This is a genomic window from Achromobacter sp. MYb9 (assembly GCF_002975275.1).
Classification (GTDB): Bacteria; Pseudomonadota; Gammaproteobacteria; order Burkholderiales; family Burkholderiaceae_B; genus Achromobacter.
In genome coordinates, this window is sequence record NZ_PCOQ01000035.1 from 21,307 (window position 1) to 43,761 (window position 22,455).

A 22,455-nucleotide genomic window follows, 5' to 3' on the forward strand; every position below is an offset into this window, starting at 1 on the left:
AACAGCACCAGAGGAGACAACATGAAAAAGAGCGCTATCGGCGGCACGGCCGCCATCCTGCTGGCGTTGGCCGCATCCGCGGCCCACGCGCAGCAAAAGCCGGTCGACATCGGCTTTATCGGCACGCTTTCCACCCCCGCCGGCTACATCGGCGAGGACGAGCGCGACGCCTTCATGCTGGCCGTGAAGGAAGGCGGCGGCAAGCTGGGCGGCGTGCCCGTCAACGTGCGCGTCGAAGACGATGCGCTCAAACCCGCCAACGCCAAGCAGATCGCCGACAAGATGGTGCAGGACGGCGTGCGGCTCTTCACGGGCGTGAACTTCTCGAACGTCATGGCGGCCGTCGGCCCCACGGTGCTGAACGCCGGGGGCTTCTACGTCAGCCTGAACGCCGGCCCCTCCAACTACGCCGGCAAGGCCTGCAACCCGAATTATTTCGCCGTCGCCTTCCAGAACGACTCTTACGCCGACACGGCCGGCATCGCCGCCAACGAACTGGGCGCCAAGCGCGTCGTCGTCATGGCCCCGAACTATCAGGCCGGCCGCGACGCCGTGGCCGGCTTCAAGCGCGCCTACAAGGGCGAAATCGCCGAAGAGATCTACACCAAGCTGGAACAAGCCGATTTCTCGGTGGAGCTTGCCCGCATCCGTTCGCTGAATCCCGATGCCATCTTCCAGTTCCACCCGGGCGGCGCAGGCATCAACCTGACCAAGCAGTTCGCCAACTCCGGCCTGTCTGACAAGATCCGGATGATCACGCCCATCTACTCGATGGACGACCGCATGCTGGCCGCGACGGGCACGGCCAGCAAGGGCTTCTATCTGAGTTCGCTATGGAGCGCCGACCTGGACAACGCGCAGAACAAGCACTTCGTCGACGCCTTCACCAAGGCCTACAAACGCCCGCCCACGGCGTATGCCGCGCAAGCCTACGACACCGCCAACCTGATCGCCTCCGCGCTTAAAGCCGTCAACGGCGACGTCACCGGCCGCGCCGACGACTTCCGCAATGCGTTACGGAAGGCCGACTTCCCCAGCGTGCGCGGCAAATTCAAGTTCGGTCCCAACCAGCACCCGGTACAGGACTGGTACCTGCTGCACATCGAAGCCGGCCCGGACGGCAAGCTCGTGTACAAGAACCAGAAAGTCCTGGCCCGCGACCACACCGACGTGCACGCGGCCGACTGCAAGATGTAGGCAGCAAATGAAAGGGGGGCAGCGCATGCTGCCCCCAAAGACCTGCCGTGGCGTCGGATCAACGATCCATCAATTCAAGCTGGCGCCCGAGATCTTGACGATTTCCTGGTACTTGGCCTTTTCGCTCTTCACGAAATCGGCAAAGGCTTCCGGCGTCATCGGGCTGGCTTCCGAGCCCATGGTCAACAGGCGTTGCTTCACATCCGGTTGCTGCATCGCATCGGCATAGGCCTTGTTCAACTTGGCCACCACCGGCGCCGGCGTGCCACCCGTGGTGAACACGCCAAACCACGTGCCCAGGTCAAAGCCCTTCACACCCGACTCTTCAACCGTCGGCACATCCGCCAGCAACGACGAACGCTTTGCCGTCGTCACGGCCAGCGCCTTGACCTTGCCGTCCTTGATCAACGGCGCCGACGCCGCCAGATTGTCGAACATGAAATCCGACTGCCCCGACAGCAACGCCAACTGCGCGGGCGCCGCGCCCTGGTAAGGAATGTGTTCCACGCTGATGCCTGCACGCGCCTTGAGCAGCTCGCCAGACAGATGGCCGGCGCTACCGTTGCCGCCCGAACCGTAGTTCAGCTTGCCCGGATTCTTCTTGGCGTAGTCGACCAGGTCGGCCAGCGTCTTGATCTTGTTCTTGTCGGCGAATTCAACGTTCATCACCAACACGTTCGGCACCGACGCCACGATGGTCACGGGTGCGAAATCCTTGACCGGGTCGTAGGGCAGGTTCGCGAACAGCCAGGGGTTGATGGCGTGCGTGGCCACCGCGCCCATCACCAGCGTATAGCCGTCGGCCGGGGCCTTGGCCACCAGGTCGGCGCCAATGTTGCCGCCCGCGCCCGAGCGGTTTTCAACGATCACGGGCTGGCCCAGCGAACCGCGCACCTTCTCGGCCAACATGCGAGCCATGGTGTCCAGCGGGCCGCCAGGCGGGTACGGCACGACAAAGCGGATCGGCTTCGTAGGGAAATCAGTGGCTTGCGCCAGGGCGGGCGCGCCGAAAGGCAGGGTGGCGGCCAGCGCCACGGCGCCTTGCAGCAAGGCGCGGCGGACCGCGCTACGGGGGGTGTTCGTCATGGTGTTTTTCTCCTCACTCCAGATCTATGGCGGTCAGTAGCATACCGCAGCAAGCGGGTCGACGTAACAAAAGGATACGCCTGGAATTAAGCCGAAGATCACGCGATTCAAGCCAACGCTTGGGGTGCTTGAAAGCGAACCGCTCCCGCGATCAAAAAATAAGGCGTCAGACTGCAATATCATAGATACCCCATCCGAGGAAACCGACATGACATCGCAGCCACAACGCTTCCTGGATCATCTCGCTGCTCATGGCTGGACGGTGCTGCGGACCACGCCCACCTCGACGCCAGCGGCCGCGCCGGGCGAGGCGTACGGCTATGGCGCTTTCCTGGCGACATTCACCGAATTGCACAACGCGAACCAGACACGCTGGTTCCTGAGCGCAGCCGACCATGCCTGCACGGCGGACAGCGCCTTTCCCTGGCACACCCTGCGCGATATCAGCCTGGAGGCCGCGCTGGACGACGCCGGCCGGCAGGCAGTCCTGGACTTCTGGCAACAGCACACGCCGATCTACATGAGCGTTGCGGGCGATTACGAATTCCTGGCGATAGAACGCGACTCGGGCCGCATCGTGCACGGCATCGAGCCGGAATTCGAGGACACGCGCGACGTCGCCCCGAATCTCGCGGGCCTGTTCGAAGACATGATTGCGGGCCGCGCCATGGCGGCGCTTCTGGCGTAACGTCGTATGCAACCGCAGCCCCATATGCCAACGCGGCGCTGCATTTCCTCTGACGCGCGGGGCGACCTGGTTCATGGATGGCTATTGGCCGTCCGTGCAGTTTGCCGTAGACGACATGCCCATAGCCTGGGTCTGCGAATCAGGACGCGTTGCCCTACAGGGTCGGTTGTGGAATAGGGGCGTCTTTCGGTAGCGTGCCGGAAATGCGTTTTGGGCAATCCGAAATCCCCCATTTGGTCACGACACCCTTTTCGATCATGAATTTCTCTATGCATACGTGGTATGCGGAGAGTGGGCCCCAGATCTCTTCGTACGAAATGATTCTTGCGCCGCTTTCAAGCGTATAGCTCTTTTTGGGCGGTCCCCACTTGGAAATCAATTGCTCTTCCGTGCTGCCGACCCAAGGTGCATTGACGTCGTTGTAGGTTTTGTTCCGAGTGCCCATCAGCATGTTCATCTGTCCAGAGGTGCATCCCCCCAGTAGTGATGACAAGACGACAAGCAGTGCTAATTTCTTCATTTTGACCGTTATCCCAAGGTTCCATCGTTGAGAGATGGGTGCTCTTTGACGGGCACGCCATCGAAAAACTTGCCAAGTGCCTCCAGATTCCCCGACGCAAATCTGGCCGCGAAGCTTTCGCATTTATTTATTTAGGGCGTCAATGTATTCGAAACCCTGGCGCCTTGCAGCTCGGAGCCATCGAGGAGCACAGGCTAGCGCCCCGCGATCCGGGCAAGGTCTAATCGGTGAAAGCGGGGGGAGCCAGTTCCTTCCGTCCTGCATTCACTAGCGTTGAACGTCGCCAGCGATCTTCCTGGCCTTCAGTGTCACGGTGAAAAACTCGTTAAGCTTATCGGCCGGAACGGCATCCAACTGGCTCCTTCCATAATCAGAATGTTGCCCGTTCTCGAATCGAGGGTAATACCCTTTCCAGAAATAGCGCGCCTGTGTAGCGCCCGCGAGCACTTCTTTCGCAGGCAGCCCGGCTACGAATCGCGTATCGGCGATGTCCGTCCGCGCTCGCAAAGCGACGCGAGCCTCTGTCAATGCCCAATGGCATACCCCCCGACCGTAATAGTCCTCATCGAGCAGCATGTCGGCATACACGGTGCCCACGTACTCGGTGGCGGATATACGGGAAAGTCGGAACGGTTCGTGGCTGGACAATGTCGGCACGTGGCCGGACAGGGCGTTGGATTTTCCACAGCGGGCGCCGTTGCTGGCGTCGAACTGCACAGTGCCCTCGATTACCGTAAACGGCGATTTGCCGTCGTCTGCGCTTGAGAGATCGGACGCATTAGCAAGTGTGAGTCGTATCTCATAAGCCTGCGTCGGAGCGGAGTTAAGCTTGCGCAGCGGTGCTTTGGCCGGGCTATCGGCGTAATTAGACCCGCACCCGGTGGTGGCCAGAAGGACCAGCGTCGGCAATGCCCAACGTAAGGCCGGCGACGAGAGATATTGAAGGGCGCTCGACAATGGCGATGTTTCCTATGCGAAGTATTTATTATAAAAGTTTGCCACGAAATTGAACCTCTGTTTGTGGCCGAAACCGGTCTTCAAAAAAAGTTTCCGTCCCAGAAGCGCGCCTGCGCGCTAGCCCTTCCGCTGACAGCGTGACCGAAACGCGCGGCACCATTCGGTCCTGAAGTAGATCTGTAGCGACGAGGAATCTTGCAGTCAATGCGATACATCCATAAAAAACACCCCAGCAGCCGGACCGTAATCCAGCTGCTGGGGTGCTTGCCGTGAAGGCTTTTTGTCGTCAGCAGATCAATGCAGGATCTGGCTCAGGAACAACTTCGTCCGGTCGTTCTGCGGGTTGTCGAAGAACTCGTCCGGGCTGTTCTGCTCGATGATCTCGCCTCGGTCCATGAAGATCACGCGGTTGGCGACTTTGCGTGCGAAGCCCATTTCGTGGGTCACGCAGATCATCGTCATGCCGCTTTCCTGGGCCAGGCTGACCATCACGTCCAGCACTTCCTTGACCATTTCGGGGTCAAGCGCGGACGTCGGCTCATCAAACAGCATGATCTTGGGGTTCATGCACAGCGAACGCGCGATGGCCACGCGCTGTTGCTGGCCGCCTGACAGCTGGCCGGGGAATTTCTTGGCCTGTTCCGGAATGCGCACGCGTTCCAGATACTTCATCGCGGTCGCCTCGGCTTCCGCGCGCGGCTTCTTCAGCACCCACATGGGGCCCAGCGTCAGGTTTTCCAGCACCGTCAGGTGCGGGAAAAGATTGAAGTGCTGGAACACCATGCCCACGTCTTTGCGGATCGTCTCGATGTGCTTCAGGTCATTGGTGAGCTCCGTGCCGTCCACGATGATGTGGCCTTTCTGGTGCTCTTCCAGACGATTGATGCAGCGGATCATCGTGGACTTGCCCGACCCCGAGGGGCCGCACACCACGATGCGCTCGCCTTGCGCCACGTCCAGGTTGATGTTGCGCAACACGTGGAACTGGCCATACCACTTGTTCACGTCCTGCAAACGAATAATGGCATCCGGCATGCCTGTACTCCCGTAAATATCGCTGCGCGCGCCCGCCATGCGGCGGACGCGCGGCATTGGCTAGCGTTTGTGATCAGTCGCAAGACGTTTTTCAAGCGCCTGACTGTACTTGGACATGGAAAAGCAGAACACGAAGTAGATCAGCGAGATGAACAGATACGCCTCTACGCCGAATCCGCGCCATGCCGCGTCGGACAAGGCCGCCTTGGCCGCCAAGGTCAAATCGAAGATGCCGATGATCACCACCAGCGACGTGTCCTTGAACAGCGCGATGAAGATGCTGACCAGCGGCGGGATCACGATCTTCAGCGCCTGCGGCAGGATGATCTTGCGCATCTGCTGCCAGTAGTTCAGGCCCAGCGAATCCGCGCCTTCGTACTGCCCTTTCGGGATGGCCTGCAAACCACCGCGCACCGTTTCCGCGATATAGGCGGCGGCGAACATGATGATGGCGATCTGCGCGCGCAAAAGCTTGTCGATCGAAAAGCCTTCCGGCAGGAACAACGGCAACATCACTGACGACATGAACAGCAGGCTGATCAGCGGCACGCCACGGATCAGCTCGATGTACACGACGCACAGCGCCTTGATGGCGGGCATCTTCGAGCGCCGGCCCAGGGCCAGCAGCACGCCGATGGGGAACGCGAAGGCGATGCCGAACGTGGACAGGATCAGCGTCAGCGGCAGGCCGCCCCAGCGGGCGTTTTCCACGTAGGTCAGGCCGAACACGCCGCCCCACATCAACAGCGCCACGGCGGTCAGGCCGACAACCCAGATGACCGCCAGCTTCCAGTTCCAGAAACGGCGGATGCCACTGCAAACAATGACCGCCACCAGGATGATGGTGGCGATCAGCGGACGCCATTGCTCGTCGAATGGATAGGTGCCGAACAGGATCAGCCGGTGCTTCTCGATGATGAACGCCCAGCAGGCGCCACCGGAAGCCCGGCATTCCTGGGCATTGGCCGCATTGAAGTCAGCCTTGAAGAAGGCCCATTCCAGCAGCGCCGGCACCGCCATCAGCAGGAACCACGCAAGCAGTACCGTGATGAGGATGTTCAGCGGCGACGAGAAGAGGCGGGACTTGATCCATGCCCATGCGCCCACGTGCGTGCTGGGCGGCGGCAGGCCTTCGCTGGGGGTATGCGTAGTGCTGCTCATCTCAACGCTCCACCAGCGCGATGCGCTTGTTGTACCAATTCATGAATATCGAGATCGACAGGCTGACCGTCAGGTAGGCGCCCATGATGATGAGGATGCCCTCGATCGCCTGGCCCGTCTGGTTCAGCGTGGTGTTGACCACCGACACGATGTCCGGATAGCCGATGGCGACCGCCAGCGAGCTGTTCTTCGTCAGGTTCAGGTACTGGCTGGTCATCGGGGGGATGATCACGCGCAGCGCCTGCGGCAGGATGACCAGGCGCAGCACCTGCTTGCGGCGCAGCCCCAGCGAACCGGCGGCTTCCCACTGGCCGTTGTTCACGGCCTGGATGCCCGACCGCACCACTTCGGCGATGAACGCCGACGTGTAGATCACCAGACCCGCCAGCAACGCGGCGAATTCCGGCGACAGCGTCAAACCGCCCGAGAAGTTGAAGCCTTTGAGTTCCGGCATGTCCAGCGTCAGCGACGCGCCACTGACGAGCCAGCCGACGACCGGCAACCCGATCAGCAGGCCGATGGCCCAGCGACCCAGCGGGAACATATGGCCGGTGGCCTCATGGCGCTTCTTGCCGTAGTGACCCAGGAAGATGATGGCCACGATGGCCAATCCCAGTCCGGCCAGCATCCAGTCCAGCGAATTGCCTTCCAGCCCGGGGACTTTCAGGCCGCGGTTGGAAATGAAGACGCCCGGCATCGGATTGTGCGCCTGGCGCGGGCCCGGCATGTTTTCCGTGATCAGCGCGTACCAGAAGAACAGCTGCAGCAGCAGCGGCACATTGCGCATCACCTCGACGTACACCGAGGTGATCTTCGCCACCAGCCAGTTCTTGGACAGGCGGCCGATACCGATCAGGGTGCCAAGGATGGTGGCCAGCACGATGCCGATGACGGCGACGCGCAGGGTGTTGAGCAAGCCGACCAGGATGGCACGGCCGTAATCGTTTGCGGGGCTGTAGGCGATGGGCGTTTCGCCGATCGCGAACCCGGCTTCACGGCTCAGAAACCCGAAGCCCGTGGCGATATTGCGCACGGACAGGTTGTGAAGCGTGTTGGAAACCAGGAACCACACAGCCCAGGCTACCGCTGCCAGCGCAAGCACCTGGTAGACCACGGAGCGCACGCCGGGGTCGTTCCAGTTCAGCCGCCGGCGGGGCGCCGAAATCGGGGCGTTTTTATTGGAAGTCGTCATGTTGAATCTACAGAAGTCGTACACCGGGTGGCAACGCCGGCAAGGCCACGCCCCCCACTCCTGCCGCCCGCTCTATGGCGGGGTAGGGCCTGATAGGCCCTAGGCAAAACGGAGCCCGAGGCTCCGTTTTGCCAGGCAGCCGTGTGTTAGCGCACCGGCCAGCCGTACATCAAACCGCCTTGCTTATACGACGCGTTCAAACCACGTTCCAGCTTCATCGCGCTGTTCTTGCCCAGCGTGTTTTCGAAGCTTTCACCGTAGTTGCCCACGTTCTTGATGATGTTGAATGCCCACTTGTCGTCCACGCCCAGGTTCTTGCCCATGCCCGGGGTCACGCCCAGGATGCGCTGGATATTGGGATTGGGGCTCTTGGCCATTTCTTCGACGTTCGCCTTGGTGATGCCGTATTCCTCGGCTTCCAGCATGGCGTTCAGCGACCAGCGGACCACGTTGAACCATTGCTCGTCGCCTTGGCGGACCATGGGGCCCAACGGCTCCTTGGAGAAGTCTTCCGGCAGGATGACGTACTTGTCCGGGTTCTCGAGCGTGGTGCGCGTGGAAGCCAGTTGCGACTTGTCGGTCGTGAAGGCGTCGCAGCGGCCGGCCGAGAAGGCGCGGATGATTTCGTCGTACTTGTCGATCACGACCGGCTTGAACTCGATCTTCTGGCCGCGGAACCAGTCAGCCAGGTTCAATTCGGTGGTGGTGCCCGGCTGCACGCAGATGGTGGCGCCGTTCAGTTCCTTCGCACTCTTGACGTTCAGGTCCTTGGAGACCATGACGCCTTGCGAGTCGTAGTAGTTCACGCCCACGCCGATCAGGCCCAGCGTCGTGTCGCGGGTCAGCGTCACGGTGGTGTTGCGGGTCAGCACGTCGACTTCGCCCGACTGCAGCGCGGTGAAGCGTTGCTGCGTGTTCAGCGGCGTGAATTTGACCTTGGAGGCGTCGCCGAACATCGTGGAGGCGATGGCGCGGCACAGGTCGACGTCGATGCCCTTGTATTCACCCTTGCTGTCGGCGATCGAGAAACCCGGAATGCCCGTCGAAACCCCGCATTGGACAAACCCTTTCTTTTTAACGTTATCGAAGGTCGCGCCCGCATTGGCAGCCGTGGATGCGGCAAGCAGTGCCGCGCCAATTGCAGCGAGTTTCAGTACTTTCATCGTGATCTCCGTGTGGGACAAATCGAGCCTTGCCTCGACCGGGTTGGGCCGACGCATGGGGCGGATGGTAGCGTCCACGCAGCGGCCGGCACATCCGGGAATTCCCTTGAAATTTAGGGACACTGGCGAAATCAATCAGTGTTTTCGTACGAAAACGGGGACGTGTTGTAGCGTATCCGATTTGTCTCAAGACGCATTCATTTCGTTCTGGCGAAAACGTGTCCGGGCGGTCACATGGATACGCTTTTTCACAGCCCGCCCAAGAACAGGCGTAGGCCGCTTACTGTCCCCGAGTTACTATTGCGGCTTCATCTGACAGCCGCCATGATCGAATTCCAGCACGTATTCAAATCATATGGTCGCGGCCGCAATATTCTGGCCGACATCAACTTCCGCGTCAGCGCGGGAGAATTCGTTTTCGTATCCGGGCCGTCAGGCGCCGGCAAGTCCACGCTGCTCAAGCTGATCGGCGGGCTGGAGCCCGCCAGCCGCGGCTCCATCCAGGTCAACGGGCAACGGCTGGACAAGCTGCCCGCGCGCGCCCGGCCGTATCTGCGCCGCGCGGTCGGCGTCATCCTGCAAGACACCCACCTGCTGTTCGATCGAAGCGCGTTCGAAAACGTGATGCTGCCGTTGGCCGTCCAGGGCCATCCCTGGGATTCGGCCGCCGCCCGTGCCCGGGCCGCGCTGGACAAGGTGGGCCTGTCGGGCAAGGAAGACCTGAATCCCATCGAACTGTCGGGCGGCGAACAACAGCGCCTGGCGATCGCGCGGGCCATCGTGAACCGGCCCGCCATCCTGATCGCCGACGAACCCACCGCCAACCTTGACCACGACAACGCGCAGCGCATCATGAACGTGTTCCGCGACTTCAACCGTGTCGGCGTGACGACGCTGATCGCCTCGCACGACCAGGACCTGATGGCGCGCTACGCCAGCCGCACCTTGCGCATCGATCCGGGCAAGTTTGCCGATTCCCACGGCCCGGCTTCGCCGCCGGACGCCGGGCAACCGCCTCAGTCCGCCCCCGCGCGCACCGGCGGCGGCCGCGCCGAACCTGGCTTCGGCCATCCGGGAGAATCGGCATGAACGCCTGGTTGCGGCAACACCGCTACGCGCTCATGGTGACCCTGCGCCGGTTGGCCAAGCAGCCGTTCTCTTCACTGGCCAACCTGCTGGTCATGGCCCTGGCCCTGGCGCTGCCGCTATTGGGCAGCGCCATCCTGGTATCGGTCCAGCCGGTGGCGCGCGAAATGTCCGTCACCCCGGAAGTGACCGTCTTCATGCGCGTGGATGCTCCCTCCGGCGCCGCCGACGAGGTGGCCAAGCGCATCAAGAACGACTATTCGCAAGACGTGCGGGCAGTCCGGGTGGTGGGGCGCGACGCAGCGCTGGCCGACCTGCGCGCCAACCCCGCCTGGCAGCAGGCACTGGCCGTTTTGCCGGGCAACCCGCTGCCGGACGCCGTGGTGGTAACGCTGGCCGACGGGGACAACCTGGCCGGGCGCGCGGACAAACTGGCCGGCGCCTGGAAGCAATGGAACCACGTGGACCTGGTGCAGCTGGACAGCGCCTGGGTGCAACGGCTGGAGGCCATCCTGAGGTTCGCCCGCATCGGCCTGGGTTTCCTGGCCGCCTGCGTGGCGGTCGTGGTGCTGGCGACGGTGTTCAACACCGTGCGCATGCAAGCGCTGTCGCAGCGCGAGGAGATCGGCGTTGCCCGTCTGGTGGGCGCCACCGAATCCTTCGTGCGTCGTCCGTTCCTGTATCTGGGCGCACTGTCAGGCGCCGTGGCATCCCTGCTGGCCATTGGCGTGGCGGCCATCGCCCTGTCTCCGCTGAACGATGCCCTGCTGGGGCTGGCGCGCAGCTATGGCGCCGAGTTCGCACTGCACCTGCCCGGCGCATCGGTGCTGATCGCGGCCGTGGTCGCCTCGGCCGCCCTGGGCGCGCTGTCGGCACGCTGGTCCGTCACGCGCAGCACGCGCTTCTGACGCTGCCGGCCCGTTGTCGGCCCGTTGCCGGTAGCCTTTCCCAACAGCCGTGTTGAAGGCCCCGCCCGCGGCCGCCCCACGGTCGCCCTAAAGCCACGTATAAAGCCCGATCCTCCCCGTGATCCGGGGAAAGGCGCGCAACCCGCCCGGGTACGATGGTTGCAAGCCATCCTGTAAACGGCCGAAAAAAATCGGGGACGTGGTGCGCCGTCACGGTTACAAGCATTTCTCCCGTTGTGTGCTGGGATATGCAAGAATAAAGCGACATTTTTTTACACTTTTTGAAACATTCCTTGTTTTGCCGAGCGCCGTCCTACGTGTCCAAATCGCTGTTCTTGCCCTTTAAGTCCCATGGCCGCCCGTCTTGAAGCCCGCGCAACGCGCCACTATTTCGATAGCGCGTTCCAGTGTCAGGCGGTGAAAGTACTTCCCAACGAGTACTACGTCACCGCCGAAGACCTGATGATCTCGACCGTACTCGGGTCGTGTGTTGCCGCCTGTATCCACGATCCGATCAAGGGCGTGGGCGGCATGAACCATTTCATGTTGCCGGAAGGCGACATGCAATCGCCTGCGTCCGCCACCATGCGCTACGGCGCTTTCGCGATGGAAGTGCTGATCAACGAATTGCTGAAGGCGGGCGCCGTGCGCGACCGGCTGGAAGCCAAGGTGTTCGGCGGCGGCGCGGTGCTGAGCGCCATGCAGCAGATGAACATCGGCGAACGCAACGGCGAATTCGTCTTGAACTACCTCAGGACCGAAGGCATCCCGGTCAAGGCGCAAGACCTGGGCGACGTGCACGCGCGCCGCATCAATTACTTCCCGCGCGACGGCCGCGTGATGGTGCGCAAGATGGCGCCGCACCACCAGCGCGCCGAAGAGATCATCGCCAAGCGCGAACAGGCGGCAGCACAAAGCGCCCAGGCCAAGACGCAAAGCCCGCCACGCGTCGAACGCTTCAGCCGGCCCGGCGTGGAACGTTTCGATAAACCCGCACGCCCCGGTGTCGAACGTTTCGACAAGCCCGCGCGCCCTGGTGTCGAACGCTTCGACAAGCCTGCCCGTCCTGGCGTGGAACGCTTCGATACCGCGCTGAGCCGCTTGCGCAAATCGGAAACCACCGACAGCTGAGTCCCGCGACGCGCCTACAATCAGGGCATGTCCAGCGTCCGTCTTTTCTTCGCTCTGTGGCCGTCGCCCTCGCTCGCCGCGTCGCTGGCGAGCTGGGCGGAACAGGCCCGGCCAACCACCGGCGGGCGCGTCATGCGCACCGAGACGCTGCACTTGACCCTTGCCTTTCTAGGCCCGGTCGACGCGCAACTGGCCGACACGCTGGCGGCCGCCACGCCGGAACACCCACTACCCGCGGGCGAGGTGGCGCTGGACCACTACGGCGTGTTCAGCCGCCAGCGCATTCTTTGGGCCGGCCCGCGCCAGACACCCGCCGGCCTGCAGGCCGCGCACGACAGCCTGTGGCAATGGCTGGCCGATTTTGGCCTGACCGCCCCGCCGCAACCCTTCCGCCCGCACGTGACCCTGCTGCGCAACATCGAACATGCGCAGCCGCCCGACACCACGCCCGCGCCGCTTTCCTGGCGCTACGACCGCATGGTGCTGGTGGCATCCGAGTCCCTGACGGGAGGTAGCCGCTACCGCATCGTCGCGCAATCGCGCCCCGCCGACAGGTAGCCCCGCTCTGGCACAATCACCCGGTTGCAACGACCAGGGATCACCATGATCATCCTGCTGGACCAAGACGGCGTGCTGGCGGACTTTGAACACGCCTTCATCGACGCCTGGCGCGCCCGCCACCCGGACATCGCCCCCATCGAATTCGAAGACCGGAAATCCTTCTACATCCGCCAGGACTATCCGCCGGAACTGCGGGGGATGGCCGAGGCCATCTACACCGCGCCGGGGTTCATCCGCAACCTGCCGCCGGTGCCGGGCGCCCTGGACGCCGTGCAGGAATTGCTGGCCTTGGGGCTGGACGTGCGGATCTGCACGTCGCCGCTATCGCAGTTCGAAAACTGCGTGGCCGAGAAGTACCTGTGGGTGGAAAAACACCTGGGGCGCGAAGCCACCAACCGGCTGGTACTGACCAAGGACAAGACGCTGGTGCATGGCCATCTGCTGATCGACGACAAGCCGCTGATCGAAGGCGCGGTCAAGCCGCGCTGGAAGCACATTTTGTTCGATGCGCCCTACAACCGGCAGGTTAGCGACCGCCCGCGCATCACCTGGGCGAACTGGCGCAACGTGCTGGCGGGCGAGCTCTATACGGCAGACGAATGAGTCCACGCGGCGCCTGTTCAGCCGTCATGATTTAGGACTATTCTGTGTGGGCTGTACCCCCACCCCGGAGGAGCCCGCACCATGAATCTGCACCGTCTGCTCAAGCAGCGAGAAGCCGACCACAAGCCTTTGCGAGTTGCATTGCTGGGCGCCGGAAAGTTCGGCGCGATGTTCATGAGCCAGGCGCCCCGCACGCCGGGGATGCGGCTGGTGGCGGTGGCGGATCTGGCGCCTGCCCGCGCCCGCGCCGCGCTGACCCGCGTGGGCTGGCCCGCCAGCGCGCTGAACGCCACCAGCACCAATGACGCGTTCAAGAACGGCAAGGTCTTTTTCAGCGACGCCCCTTACGCCATCATCGCCAGCCCGGACGTCGACATCGTCATCGACGCCACCGGCCAGGCCGCGGCCGGCATCGGCCACGTGCTGGCCTGCTGCGAACACGGCAAGGACATCATCATGGTCAACGTCGAAGCCGACGCGCTGGCCGGTCCGCTGCTGGCGCGCCGCGCGCGCGAGGCGGGCATCGTGTATTCGCTGGCCTACGGCGACCAGCCTGCCCTGATCTGCGAAATGGTGGATTGGGCACGCGCCGCCGGCTTCGAAGTGATGGCCGCGGGCAAGGGCACCAAATACCTGCCGGAATTCCACACGTCCACCCCGGACACCGTGTGGCCCTATTACGGCTTCACCGCCGAAATGGTGGCGGCGGGCGACTTCAACGCGCAAATGTTCAACAGCTTCCTGGACGGCACCAAAAGCGCCATCGAGATGGCGGCGGTGTCCAATGCCACGGGTCTTTTGCCGTCGCCGTCGGGGCTGCATTTCCCGCCGTGCGGCGTGGACGACCTGGCCCGCGTGCTGCGCCCGCGCGAAGATGGCGGCATCCTGCACCATCGCGGACAAGTAGAAGTGATTTCGTCCCTGGAACGCGATGGCCGGCCGGTGTTCCGCGACCTGCGCTGGGGCGTCTACGTGACGCTGGCCGCCGACAGCGATTACGTGCGGCGCTGCTTTCAGGAATACGGGCTGGTCACGGACCCCAGCGGCAACTTCACCGCCATGTACAAGCCCTATCACCTGATCGGGCTGGAGCTGGGCATCAGCGTGGCCAGCGTTGGCCTGCGGCGCGAGCCCACGGGCGCGCCGGCCGGCTGGCATGGCGACGTGGTGGCCACCGCCAAGCGCGACCTGCAAGCCGGCCAGGTGCTGGACGGCGAAGGCGGCTATACGGTTTACGGCCGGCTGATGCCCGCGCCGGATTCCGTGGAAGAAGGCTACCTGCCGCTAGGCCTGTCGCACCAGGTCAAACTGAAGAACCCGGTACGCCAGTCGCAGGCGATACGCTGGCGCGATGTGGAATACGACGAGCGGTCGACGGCGGTGCAATTCCGCCGCGAAATGGAACAGACCTTCGCGTAGGCCCGGGCCGCGCCTTGCCCCGTCTGCTTAGACGGGTGCGGGGCGTTCGGCCTGGAACAGGCGCAGGCGGTCCGCCGCGTTGCGCAGGTGCTGTTCGGCCGCGCGGCCGGCGGCGTCCGGGTCGGAGCCTTCGATCGCGGCGAAGATGGCCTGGTGTTCGCTTTGCACGGCCGCCATGCGCTCGGCATACCTGCGCGCCGTGTTGTGGCGGGCGCTGCGGATCACCCGGCGCACATTGGCCTCCAGGTAGTCGTTCAGCGCAACCAGGTGCGGGTTGTGCGTGGCCTGCACGATCGCCTGATGAAACTGGTAGTCCTCTTCGTCGCCCAGCTTGTCGTTGATCAGCGCGTATTCCATGCCCACCAGCGCCTGGCGGATCTTCTTCAGGTCTGGCTCGGTGCGGCGCTGCGCCGCGTAGCGCGCGGCGGTGACTTCGATGGACAGCATCAGTTCCAGGATGTGTTCAAGGTCCTGGGTGTCGCCCGGCGTGGGCGCGGCGATGCGAAACGCGTTGCGCTGGAAATTCGGATCGACGAACACGCCGCTGCCCTGCTGCGACGTGATCAGCCCTTCCGACTTCAGGCGGGCCAGCGCTTCGCGCACGACCGCGCGACTGACGGAATAGGTTTCGGTCAGTTGCTTTTCGGTGGGCAGGCGGTCGCCCGGGGCCAGCACCCCTTGGCGTATCTGCTCGGCCAGCGCGTCGCCCAAGGCCGCGGAAAGCGAACTTTTGGGCGCGGCGCGCGGCGGGTCCTGTTCTTGAGTGGGCTGCATGGAAAATCGTCGGATCGTGATGGCGGCGTCCTGCACTTTAAGCGATATAGATGCCGCCGTTGACCTGCATGACTTCGCCGGTCACGAAGCCCGCCAGCGGCGAACACAGGAACGCGATCGCGCCAGCGATCTCCTCGGCCGTGCCAAAGCGGCGCAAAGGCGTACTTTCCAGCAGTTGCGCGCCCTTCTGGCCGATCAGGTCGTGCGTCATGGACGTTGCGATGATGCCGGGCGCCACGGCATTCACGCGGATCTGCGGCGCAAGCTCTAGCGCCAGGCTGCGCGTGAAGCTCTGCACGGCGCCCTTGGACGCTGAATAGGCGGCGTGCGCGTAGCTGCCGCGCTGGGCGGCCAGCGAGGTCAGCAGCACGATCGAGCCGTTATGGCGCAGATGGCGCTGGGCCGAGCGGCACACATAGAACGTGCCGTCCAGGTTCACGCGCATCAGCGTGCGCCAGGCCTCGTCGCTGGTGTCCTTGACCAGTTGTTCCGGGTAGATGCCGGCGCAGTGGACCAGATGGTCCAGCCCGCCGAAACGCTTGGCTGCCGATTCGAACACGCGTTCGCAGTCGTGCGATACGGAGACGTCCAGCGCGTGGGTGTAGACCCGCTGGCCGCTGGGGTCCAGCTCGGCCGCGATCGCCTCCAGGCGGGCGTGGTCGATGTCGGTCAGCACCAGCCGGGCGCCGTGGGCGGCCATCAGCCGCGCGGTCGCCAGACCAATGCCATTGCCTGCGCCGGTGATCACGGCCACCTGTCCTTCAAACGAAATCATCTTGTCTCCAAAGCGCGCGATGAGTGGGCCGCCTGCTCTTTCGGCAGCGGCGGTTTCCTGGATTGAACTCCTGAATCCGTCGCTTGACACGAGAAAAACGCATGCCCTATGATTTATCGGACAACTTGATAAAGTTGCCTGACAACTTATTCCGAAAGCGTAATTCAAGTCGCGCTTTCAGGCAAGAAGGGTCAGAAAAACACGGCCGCAGGCCACATGACAGGCAGGGGACAACCAGGTGGAAATCACCGGCAGCACTACCGTATTTGCGATTGCGGCGGACCCGATCGCGCACGTCAAGACGCCGCAGCGGCTGAACGCCCTGTTGCGGGAACGCGCGATCGACGCCGTCATGGTGCCCTTCCATGTGTCTGCCGACGCCCTGCCCGCGCTGTTCAGCGGCTTGCGCGGCATGGCCAATCTGGGCGGCGTCGTCGTGACGGTGCCTCACAAGGAACATGCCGCCACCCTGTGCGACGCCCTGACGCCCGCCGCCCAGCTGATCGGCGCGGTCAATGCCGTGCGCCTGCAGGACGGCGTGATGACCGGTGGCAACTTCGACGGCATGGGCTTTGTGACCGGCCTGCGAAGCCAGGGCCACGATCCCGCCGGGCGCCACGTCTATCTGGCCGGCCTGGGCGGGGCGGGCAAGGCCATTGCTTGCGCCCTGGCCGATGCCGGGCCCGCCAGCCTGCGCCTCTACAACCGGTCGGCCGACAAGGCGCACGCCTTCGCCGCCCATCTGGCCCGCCAATATCCCAGCCTGGACATCCGCGTGGCCGGCCCCGTGCCCGAGCCCTGTGATATCGCCGTCAACGCAACCTCGCTGGGCTTGCAAGACACCGATCCCCTGCCCTTTGCGCTGCACGAACTGGCCTCCGGCACCGTCGTGGCCGACGCCGTGATGAGCCGCGTGGACACGCCCTTGCTGCGCGCCGCCGCCGCGCAAGGCTGCCGCACCCATCCCGGCTTGTACATGCTGGAAGGACAACTCACCGAAATTGCCCGCTTTCTGGGCGTAGAAGAGCCGCAATAAAGCGCGCTTGCTTGATTCACGGACTCACCACTCCCGTCCCACGGAGGAGACACACATGAAATTGGCTTTCACCACCGGCCTGCTGTGCCTGGCCGGCATTGCCGCATCCGCGCATGCCGCGCCCGTCAAGATCGGCCTGATCGAAACGCTGTCGGGCCCGCAGGCCTCGACCGGCCTGATATTCCGCGCCGCGGTCAAATACGAACTGGACCGCATCAACGCGGCCGGCGGCTGGAATGGCCAGCCGCTGGAGCTGGTTGAATTCGACAACCAGGGCGGCCCCGTGGGCGCGTCCGACCGCTTTCGCGCCGCCGCCGCCGACGGCGTGCAGATCCTGGTGCAGGGCTCGTCATCCGCGATCTCGGGCCAGTTGACCGAAGACGTCCGCAAGCACAACCTGCGCAACCCGGGCAAGGAAGTCGTCTTCCTGAACGTGGGCGGCGAAGCGCTGGAGCTGACCGGCCAGAAGTGCCACTTCTACCATTTCCGCTTTGCCACCAACGCCGACCTGCGCGTGAAGGCGCTGGCTTCGGTGATGTCGGCCGACGGCACGCTGGGCAAGCGCGTCTACGCCATCAACCAGAACTATTCCTGGGGCCAGGACATGGAAGGCGCCACCGAGCGCTTCGCCAAGCAGTACGGCTATGAAGTGGTGGGCAAGACGCTGCACGAGGTCAACAAGATCCAGGACTTCGCGCCCTACGTCGCGCGCATCCGCTCGGCCACGCCCGACACCGTCGTCACCGGCAACTGGTCCAACGACCTGTTGCTGCTGATGAAGGCCACGCAGGCCGCCGGCCTGAAGGTGCGCTTCGCGACCGTGTTCCTGGACCAGGTGGGCAACCTGGCCAACGCAGGCGAAGTGGCCCTGGGCCACTACATCGCGCACCCGTACAACATCGAAGCTGCGGGCGACGAAGGCGCCAAGTTCGCCGAGGACTATAAGGCCAAGACCGGCCATTACCCCAGCTACACGGAACCGCAAACGGTCATCGGCGTGCGCTTCCTGGGCGAAGCCCTGAAGCAGGTGCCGCCGAAGGACGGAAAGCTGTCCGTGCCGGACCTGGCGCGCGCGCTGGAAAAGGTTACCTACACCTCGTCGCTGGGCACCTACACCATGCGCGCTGAAGACCACCAGGTGCAGTTGCCGATGGTCGTCTCCAAGGTCGGCAAGAACGCCAAGTACAAGGCCGACGGCACCGACATGGGCTTCGAACCGGTGAAGGTGCTGGCGGCGGCGGACGTGTCGGCGCCGGTACAGGCGACGTGCAAGATGCAGCGGCCGGACTGAGGGCGGACCGACGGGTTGCGCGCGCCGGACATCCCCGCGCGCAACCCGCCGATCACCCGCAAGCACTTATAAGCGCACACCGGCGCGGGCCGGTAAAAACAACGTGCGCGATCGCTCGCAGGACGCCTCGCGTCCTAGCGCAAGAATTATGGAGCGGACATGGAATTCTTTACCGTCTCGCTGTTGAACGGCGTGATTTACGGCCTGCTGCTATTCATGGTGTCGGCAGGCCTGACTTTGATTTTCGGAATGATGGGCGTGCTGAACTTCGCGCACGCTTCGTTCTACATGATCGGCGCCTACGCCGCCTACACGCTGACGCCCGTCACGGGATTCTGGACGGCGCTGGTGCTGGCAACGATCATCGCGGGCGTGCTGGGCATGGGGGTCGAACGCTACTTCCTGCGCCGCGTCCACAAGTTCGGCCACGCGCAGGAACTGCTGGTGACGTTCGGCCTGGCGTTCATCGTCGCCGAGCTGATCAAACTGTTCTACGGCGACTTCCCGGTGGACTACCGGGTGCCGCAATTCCTGAATTTCGCGGCCTTCCGCGTGTTCGACGCGGACTATCCCTTCTATCGCCTGTTGATGGGCGGCGTGTCGCTGGCGATGTTCGCCGTGATCTACCTGCTGCTGTCGCGCACCCGCGTCGGCATCGTGGTGCGGTCGGCCATCTACCGCCCGCGCATGGCCGAAGCCCTGGGCCACAACGTGCCGCTGGTCTTCATGAGCGTCTTCGGCGTGGGCGCGGCGATGGCCGGCCTGGCGGGCGCCGTCGCTGGCGCCTTCTACACGACCAACCCCAACATGGCGCTGGAGCTTGGCGTGCTGGTGTTCGTGGTGGTCGTCGTGGGCGGTCTGGGCTCGCTTGAAGGCGCGATGATCGCATCGCTGCTGATCGGCCTGATCAGCTCGTTTTCGGTGGGCATCGATGCCAGCCTGGCGTCATTGTTCGCCGTATTCGGCGCAGGCGAGTGGGCCGAAAGCGTGGGCGGTCTGATGACCGTGAAGATTTCCAGCCTGGCGGCGACCCTGCCGTTCCTGCTGATGCTGGTGGTGTTGCTGGTCAAGCCGTCGGGCCTGAAGGGAGAACAGGCATGAGCCAAACCCGTATCGCCTCGAGCGCCCTGCTGCTTGTCGTTTGCGTCGGCATCCTGTGCGCGCTGCCCTGGCTGCTGCCGCCGGGCCAGTTGGTGGCAGCCGTGCAGATGCTGATTGCCGCGCTCTTCGCTTGCGCCTTCAACCTGCTGGCGGGCCAGGGCGGCATGCTGTCCTTCGGCCATGCCGCGTACTTCGGCGTAGGCACCTTCGCCACCATCCACGCCATGAACGCGCTGGGCGGCGCGGGCCTGTTGCCCACGCCCCTGATGCCGCTGGTGGGCGGCGTGGCCGGCCTGCTGTTCGGCCTGGTCGCGGGCTGGTTCGCCACCATGCGTTCCGGCGTGTACTTTTCGATGATCACGCTGGCGCTTGCGGAACTGCTGCACGCGCTGGCGCCGCACCTGAAAGGCGTATTCGGTGGCGAAGCCGGCGTATCGGCCATGCGCATGCCGGCCTGGGGCTTTACCTTCGGATCGGACATCGAGGTGTACTTCCTGGTACTGGCCTGGGTGCTGATTTCGCTGGCCGCCCTGTACGGCCTGACCCGCACCCCGCTGGGCCGGCTGACGCTGGGCCTGCGCGAAAACGCCAACCGCCTGCGGTATCTGGGCTACCGCCCGCATACCCTGAAAACGATGGTATTCGCGCTGTCGGCCATGTTCGCCGGCATCGCGGGCGGCTTGCAGGCCTTGAACATCGAGGCCGGCAACTACGTGCTGTTCGAGGTGAAGCTGTCCACCGATGCGGTCCTGTTCGCCTATATCGGCGGCGTCAACGCCTTCCTGGGCCCGGTGCTGGGCGCGTCCATCCTGACGTTCCTGTCGCAGACGCTGGCCGATATCACCCGGTCGTGGCTGCTGTATCAAGGCATTTTGTTCGTGCTGGTGATGCTGTTCGTGCCGGACGGCCTGGTCGGCCTGGTGCAGCGCGCCGCCAAATCGCTACGCGAGCGCGGACTGGCCAACTGGCTGCCGCGCGCCACGTTGTCGGTAGCGGGCGGCCTGCTGCTGACCGCCGCCACCGTCTTCTCGGTCGAGCTGCTGCAACGCATGTTCGCCCGCGACTACCGCGCGCTGCTGGCCATGAATCCCGAGGCCGGCTGGCCGCCCATTCCGCTCTTCGGCCAGGCGTGGGCGCCGCTTGCCGTGTCCACCTGGCTGATCCCGCTGGCGCTGTTCGCCGTGGGTCTTGCAGCCTGCCGCTGGGCGCTGGCCCTGTGGCGCAACGACGACGCCGCCGCCCCGATGCTGGAGCCCGCAAAATGAGCCACGACATCCTCACCCTGACCGACGTGCGCAAGTCCTTCGGTGAAGCGCAGATCATCCGCGGCGTGAACCTGGCGATCGACGCCGGCGAACGGCACGCGGTCATCGGCCCCAACGGCGCCGGCAAGTCCACGCTGTTCCACCTGATGTCGGGCTCGTTCGCGCCTACATCGGGCGACATCAGCCTGCGGTCGCGTTCCATTGGCGGCCTGGCGCCCGAAGCCATCAACCGCTTGGGGCTGGCGCGTTCGTTCCAGATCACCAACGTATTCCCGCGCCTGTCCGTCCGCGAGAACCTGCGCCTGGCGGTGCTGCGCATGCACGGGCTGGTCTACAACTTCTGGCGGCCCATTGCCCGTAACCGCGCCGTCAACGAAGACGTGGACCGCCTGCTTGAAAAAGTACGGCTGACGGCCAAGCAAGACACGGCCGCCGGCGACCTGAACTACTCCGAGCAGCGCTCGCTGGAAATCGGCATGACGCTGGCCTCGCGCCCGAAAGTCATTCTGCTGGACGAGCCGATGGCCGGCATGTCGCAGCACGAAGTCGACTACACGGTTGAACTCATCAAGGATGTCACGCGGGATTGCACCTTGCTGATCGTCGAACACGATATGCAGGTGGTGTTTTCGCTGGCCGACCGCATCAGCGTGCTGGTGTACGGCGAGATTCTGGCCACGGGCACGCCCGCCGAGATCCGCGGCGACGCCCGCGTGCGTGAAGCCTACCTGGGAGAGGAAACGGTATGAACGTGGCATCAAATCCGCAATCCCCCTTGCTCAGCCTGCAAGGCGTGCACGCGCATTACGGCAAGAGCCATATCCTGCACGGCATCGACCTGTCGATCGGGCGCGGTGAAGTCGTCAGCCTGCTTGGCCGAAACGGCGCGGGGCGCTCCACCACCATGAAGAGCATCATGGGCCTGGTGGACGTGACCGGCGGCCGCATCGCCATCGAAGGCCGCGACATCACCAACAAGCGCCCTTTCGAGATCGCGCGCGCCGGCCTGGGCTTTGTGCCAGAGGAGCGCGAAGTCTTCGCCAACCTGACGGTGGACGAGAACCTGCGCATGGGCGAACAGCCCAAACGCGACGACGCGCCCTTCTGGACCGTGGCGCAGATGTTCGACTACTTCCCGCGCCTGAAGGAACGCAGCAACACCCGCGCGGGCAATCTGTCGGGCGGCGAACAGCAGATGCTGACCATGTGCCGTTCCCTGCTGGGCAACCCCAAGGTCATGCTGATCGACGAACCTACCGAGGGCCTTGCGCCGAAGATCGTGGAGGTTATCGCCGATGTGATCCGCGATATCCATCAGCGCGGCGTTTCGGTGGTGCTGGTGGAGCAGAAACTGACCATCGCGCTGAAGGTGTCGACCCGCGTCAGCGTCATGGGCCACGGCCGCATCGTATTCGAAGGGCCGCCCGCGCAGCTGCACGAGCGCCAGGACATCGTGCAGGAATGGCTGGCCGTCTGACCCGCCGTCACGCAACCCCACTACAGGCA

23 protein-coding genes are annotated in these 22,455 nt (G+C 64.0%); 14 read left to right on the forward strand and 9 right to left on the reverse strand.

The window, feature by feature from the left end:
- Positions 1–21: 21 nt before the first annotated feature.
- Positions 22–1,197 carry an ABC transporter substrate-binding protein gene (locus CQ050_RS28895; protein ID WP_105560273.1) on the forward strand — a complete coding sequence of 392 codons (1,176 nt, stop codon included), beginning with the start codon at positions 22–24 and terminating at the stop codon, positions 1,195–1,197.
- Positions 1,198–1,266: 69 nt separating this feature from the next.
- Here the strand turns inward: CQ050_RS28895 and CQ050_RS28900 are convergent, their stop codons facing one another.
- Positions 1,267–2,283, reverse strand: a complete 1,017-nt coding sequence (locus CQ050_RS28900) for a tripartite tricarboxylate transporter substrate binding protein (RefSeq protein ID WP_105560274.1) — start codon at positions 2,281–2,283, stop codon at positions 1,267–1,269.
- A 208-nt stretch (positions 2,284–2,491) separates the two neighbouring features.
- Here CQ050_RS28900 and CQ050_RS28905 point away from each other — a divergent pair, with 208 nt between their 5' ends.
- Positions 2,492–2,971 carry a hypothetical protein gene (locus CQ050_RS28905; RefSeq protein WP_105560275.1) on the forward strand — a complete coding sequence of 160 codons (480 nt, stop codon included), beginning with the start codon at positions 2,492–2,494 and terminating at the stop codon, positions 2,969–2,971.
- Between the two features lie 154 nt (positions 2,972–3,125).
- Here CQ050_RS28905 and CQ050_RS28915 read toward each other — a convergent pair whose 3' ends face one another.
- The 6 genes from CQ050_RS28915 to CQ050_RS28940 form a co-directional block, all read right to left on the reverse strand.
- On the reverse strand, positions 3,126–3,491 hold the full coding sequence (locus CQ050_RS28915) for a hypothetical protein (RefSeq protein ID WP_233214354.1): 366 nt from the start codon (positions 3,489–3,491) through the stop codon (positions 3,126–3,128).
- A gap of 267 nt (positions 3,492–3,758) precedes the next feature.
- Positions 3,759–4,448: a hypothetical protein gene (locus CQ050_RS28920; RefSeq protein WP_105560277.1), complete on the reverse strand. Its 690-nt coding sequence runs from the start codon at positions 4,446–4,448 to the stop codon at positions 3,759–3,761.
- A gap of 294 nt (positions 4,449–4,742) precedes the next feature.
- A complete protein-coding gene (locus CQ050_RS28925; RefSeq protein WP_105560278.1) occupies positions 4,743–5,483 on the reverse strand; it encodes an amino acid ABC transporter ATP-binding protein in 741 nt (246 codons plus the stop codon).
- A gap of 60 nt (positions 5,484–5,543) precedes the next feature.
- Positions 5,544–6,644, reverse strand: coding sequence for an amino acid ABC transporter permease (locus CQ050_RS28930; RefSeq protein WP_105560279.1), 1,101 nt, complete (start codon positions 6,642–6,644; stop codon positions 5,544–5,546).
- A gap of 1 nt (position 6,645) precedes the next feature.
- Positions 6,646–7,836 (reverse strand): amino acid ABC transporter permease, encoded by a 1,191-nt coding sequence (locus tag CQ050_RS28935; protein WP_105560280.1) that lies wholly within the window; start codon positions 7,834–7,836, stop codon positions 6,646–6,648.
- A 146-nt stretch (positions 7,837–7,982) separates the two neighbouring features.
- Entirely contained in the window at positions 7,983–8,999 is a 1,017-nt protein-coding gene (locus tag CQ050_RS28940; RefSeq protein WP_105560281.1) for an amino acid ABC transporter substrate-binding protein, read from the reverse strand.
- A gap of 324 nt (positions 9,000–9,323) precedes the next feature.
- Here CQ050_RS28940 and CQ050_RS28945 point away from each other — a divergent pair, with 324 nt between their 5' ends.
- The 6 genes from CQ050_RS28945 to CQ050_RS28970 all read left to right on the forward strand — a co-directional run bounded on the left by CQ050_RS28945 (position 9,324) and on the right by CQ050_RS28970 (position 14,707).
- On the forward strand, positions 9,324–10,088 hold the full coding sequence (locus CQ050_RS28945) for a cell division ATP-binding protein FtsE (protein WP_105560282.1): 765 nt from the start codon (positions 9,324–9,326) through the stop codon (positions 10,086–10,088).
- Positions 10,085–10,993 carry an ABC transporter permease gene (locus tag CQ050_RS28950; RefSeq protein WP_105560283.1) on the forward strand — a complete coding sequence of 303 codons (909 nt, stop codon included), beginning with the start codon at positions 10,085–10,087 and terminating at the stop codon, positions 10,991–10,993. Before CQ050_RS28945 ends, CQ050_RS28950 begins: the two co-directional genes overlap by 4 nt.
- A 351-nt stretch (positions 10,994–11,344) precedes the next feature.
- Positions 11,345–12,124: a chemoreceptor glutamine deamidase CheD gene (cheD, locus tag CQ050_RS28955; protein WP_105560284.1), complete on the forward strand. Its 780-nt coding sequence runs from the start codon at positions 11,345–11,347 to the stop codon at positions 12,122–12,124.
- Positions 12,125–12,151: 27 nt separating this feature from the next.
- On the forward strand, positions 12,152–12,682 hold the full coding sequence (thpR, locus tag CQ050_RS28960) for an RNA 2',3'-cyclic phosphodiesterase (RefSeq protein WP_105560285.1): 531 nt from the start codon (positions 12,152–12,154) through the stop codon (positions 12,680–12,682).
- A gap of 45 nt (positions 12,683–12,727) precedes the next feature.
- Positions 12,728–13,288 carry a 5'-3'-deoxyribonucleotidase gene (locus tag CQ050_RS28965; protein ID WP_105560286.1) on the forward strand — a complete coding sequence of 187 codons (561 nt, stop codon included), beginning with the start codon at positions 12,728–12,730 and terminating at the stop codon, positions 13,286–13,288.
- 81 nt (positions 13,289–13,369) lie between these two features.
- Positions 13,370–14,707, forward strand: coding sequence for an NAD(P)H-dependent oxidoreductase (locus tag CQ050_RS28970; protein ID WP_105560287.1), 1,338 nt, complete (start codon positions 13,370–13,372; stop codon positions 14,705–14,707).
- A gap of 27 nt (positions 14,708–14,734) precedes the next feature.
- Here CQ050_RS28970 and CQ050_RS28975 read toward each other — a convergent pair whose 3' ends face one another.
- A complete protein-coding gene (locus CQ050_RS28975) occupies positions 14,735–15,481 on the reverse strand; it encodes a FadR/GntR family transcriptional regulator (RefSeq protein WP_105560305.1) in 747 nt (248 codons plus the stop codon).
- Positions 15,482–15,518: 37 nt separating this feature from the next.
- Entirely contained in the window at positions 15,519–16,256 is a 738-nt protein-coding gene (locus tag CQ050_RS28980) for an SDR family NAD(P)-dependent oxidoreductase (RefSeq protein ID WP_105560288.1), read from the reverse strand.
- A 238-nt stretch (positions 16,257–16,494) separates the two neighbouring features.
- Between CQ050_RS28980 and CQ050_RS28985 the strand changes: the two genes are divergently transcribed.
- From CQ050_RS28985 to CQ050_RS29010, 6 genes are all read left to right on the forward strand, one after another.
- A complete protein-coding gene (locus tag CQ050_RS28985) occupies positions 16,495–17,292 on the forward strand; it encodes a shikimate dehydrogenase (protein WP_105560289.1) in 798 nt (265 codons plus the stop codon).
- Between the two features lie 55 nt (positions 17,293–17,347).
- Positions 17,348–18,583 (forward strand): branched-chain amino acid ABC transporter substrate-binding protein, encoded by a 1,236-nt coding sequence (locus CQ050_RS28990; protein WP_105560290.1) that lies wholly within the window; start codon positions 17,348–17,350, stop codon positions 18,581–18,583.
- A gap of 159 nt (positions 18,584–18,742) precedes the next feature.
- Positions 18,743–19,684, forward strand: coding sequence for a branched-chain amino acid ABC transporter permease (locus tag CQ050_RS28995; RefSeq protein WP_105560291.1), 942 nt, complete (start codon positions 18,743–18,745; stop codon positions 19,682–19,684).
- On the forward strand, positions 19,681–20,949 hold the full coding sequence (locus CQ050_RS29000) for a branched-chain amino acid ABC transporter permease (protein WP_105560292.1): 1,269 nt from the start codon (positions 19,681–19,683) through the stop codon (positions 20,947–20,949). Before CQ050_RS28995 ends, CQ050_RS29000 begins: the two co-directional genes overlap by 4 nt.
- On the forward strand, positions 20,946–21,698 hold the full coding sequence (locus CQ050_RS29005; protein WP_105560293.1) for an ABC transporter ATP-binding protein: 753 nt from the start codon (positions 20,946–20,948) through the stop codon (positions 21,696–21,698). Before CQ050_RS29000 ends, CQ050_RS29005 begins: the two co-directional genes overlap by 4 nt.
- Positions 21,695–22,426 (forward strand): ABC transporter ATP-binding protein, encoded by a 732-nt coding sequence (locus CQ050_RS29010; protein ID WP_105560294.1) that lies wholly within the window; start codon positions 21,695–21,697, stop codon positions 22,424–22,426. Before CQ050_RS29005 ends, CQ050_RS29010 begins: the two co-directional genes overlap by 4 nt.
- The last annotated feature ends 29 nt before the right edge of the window (positions 22,427–22,455 follow it).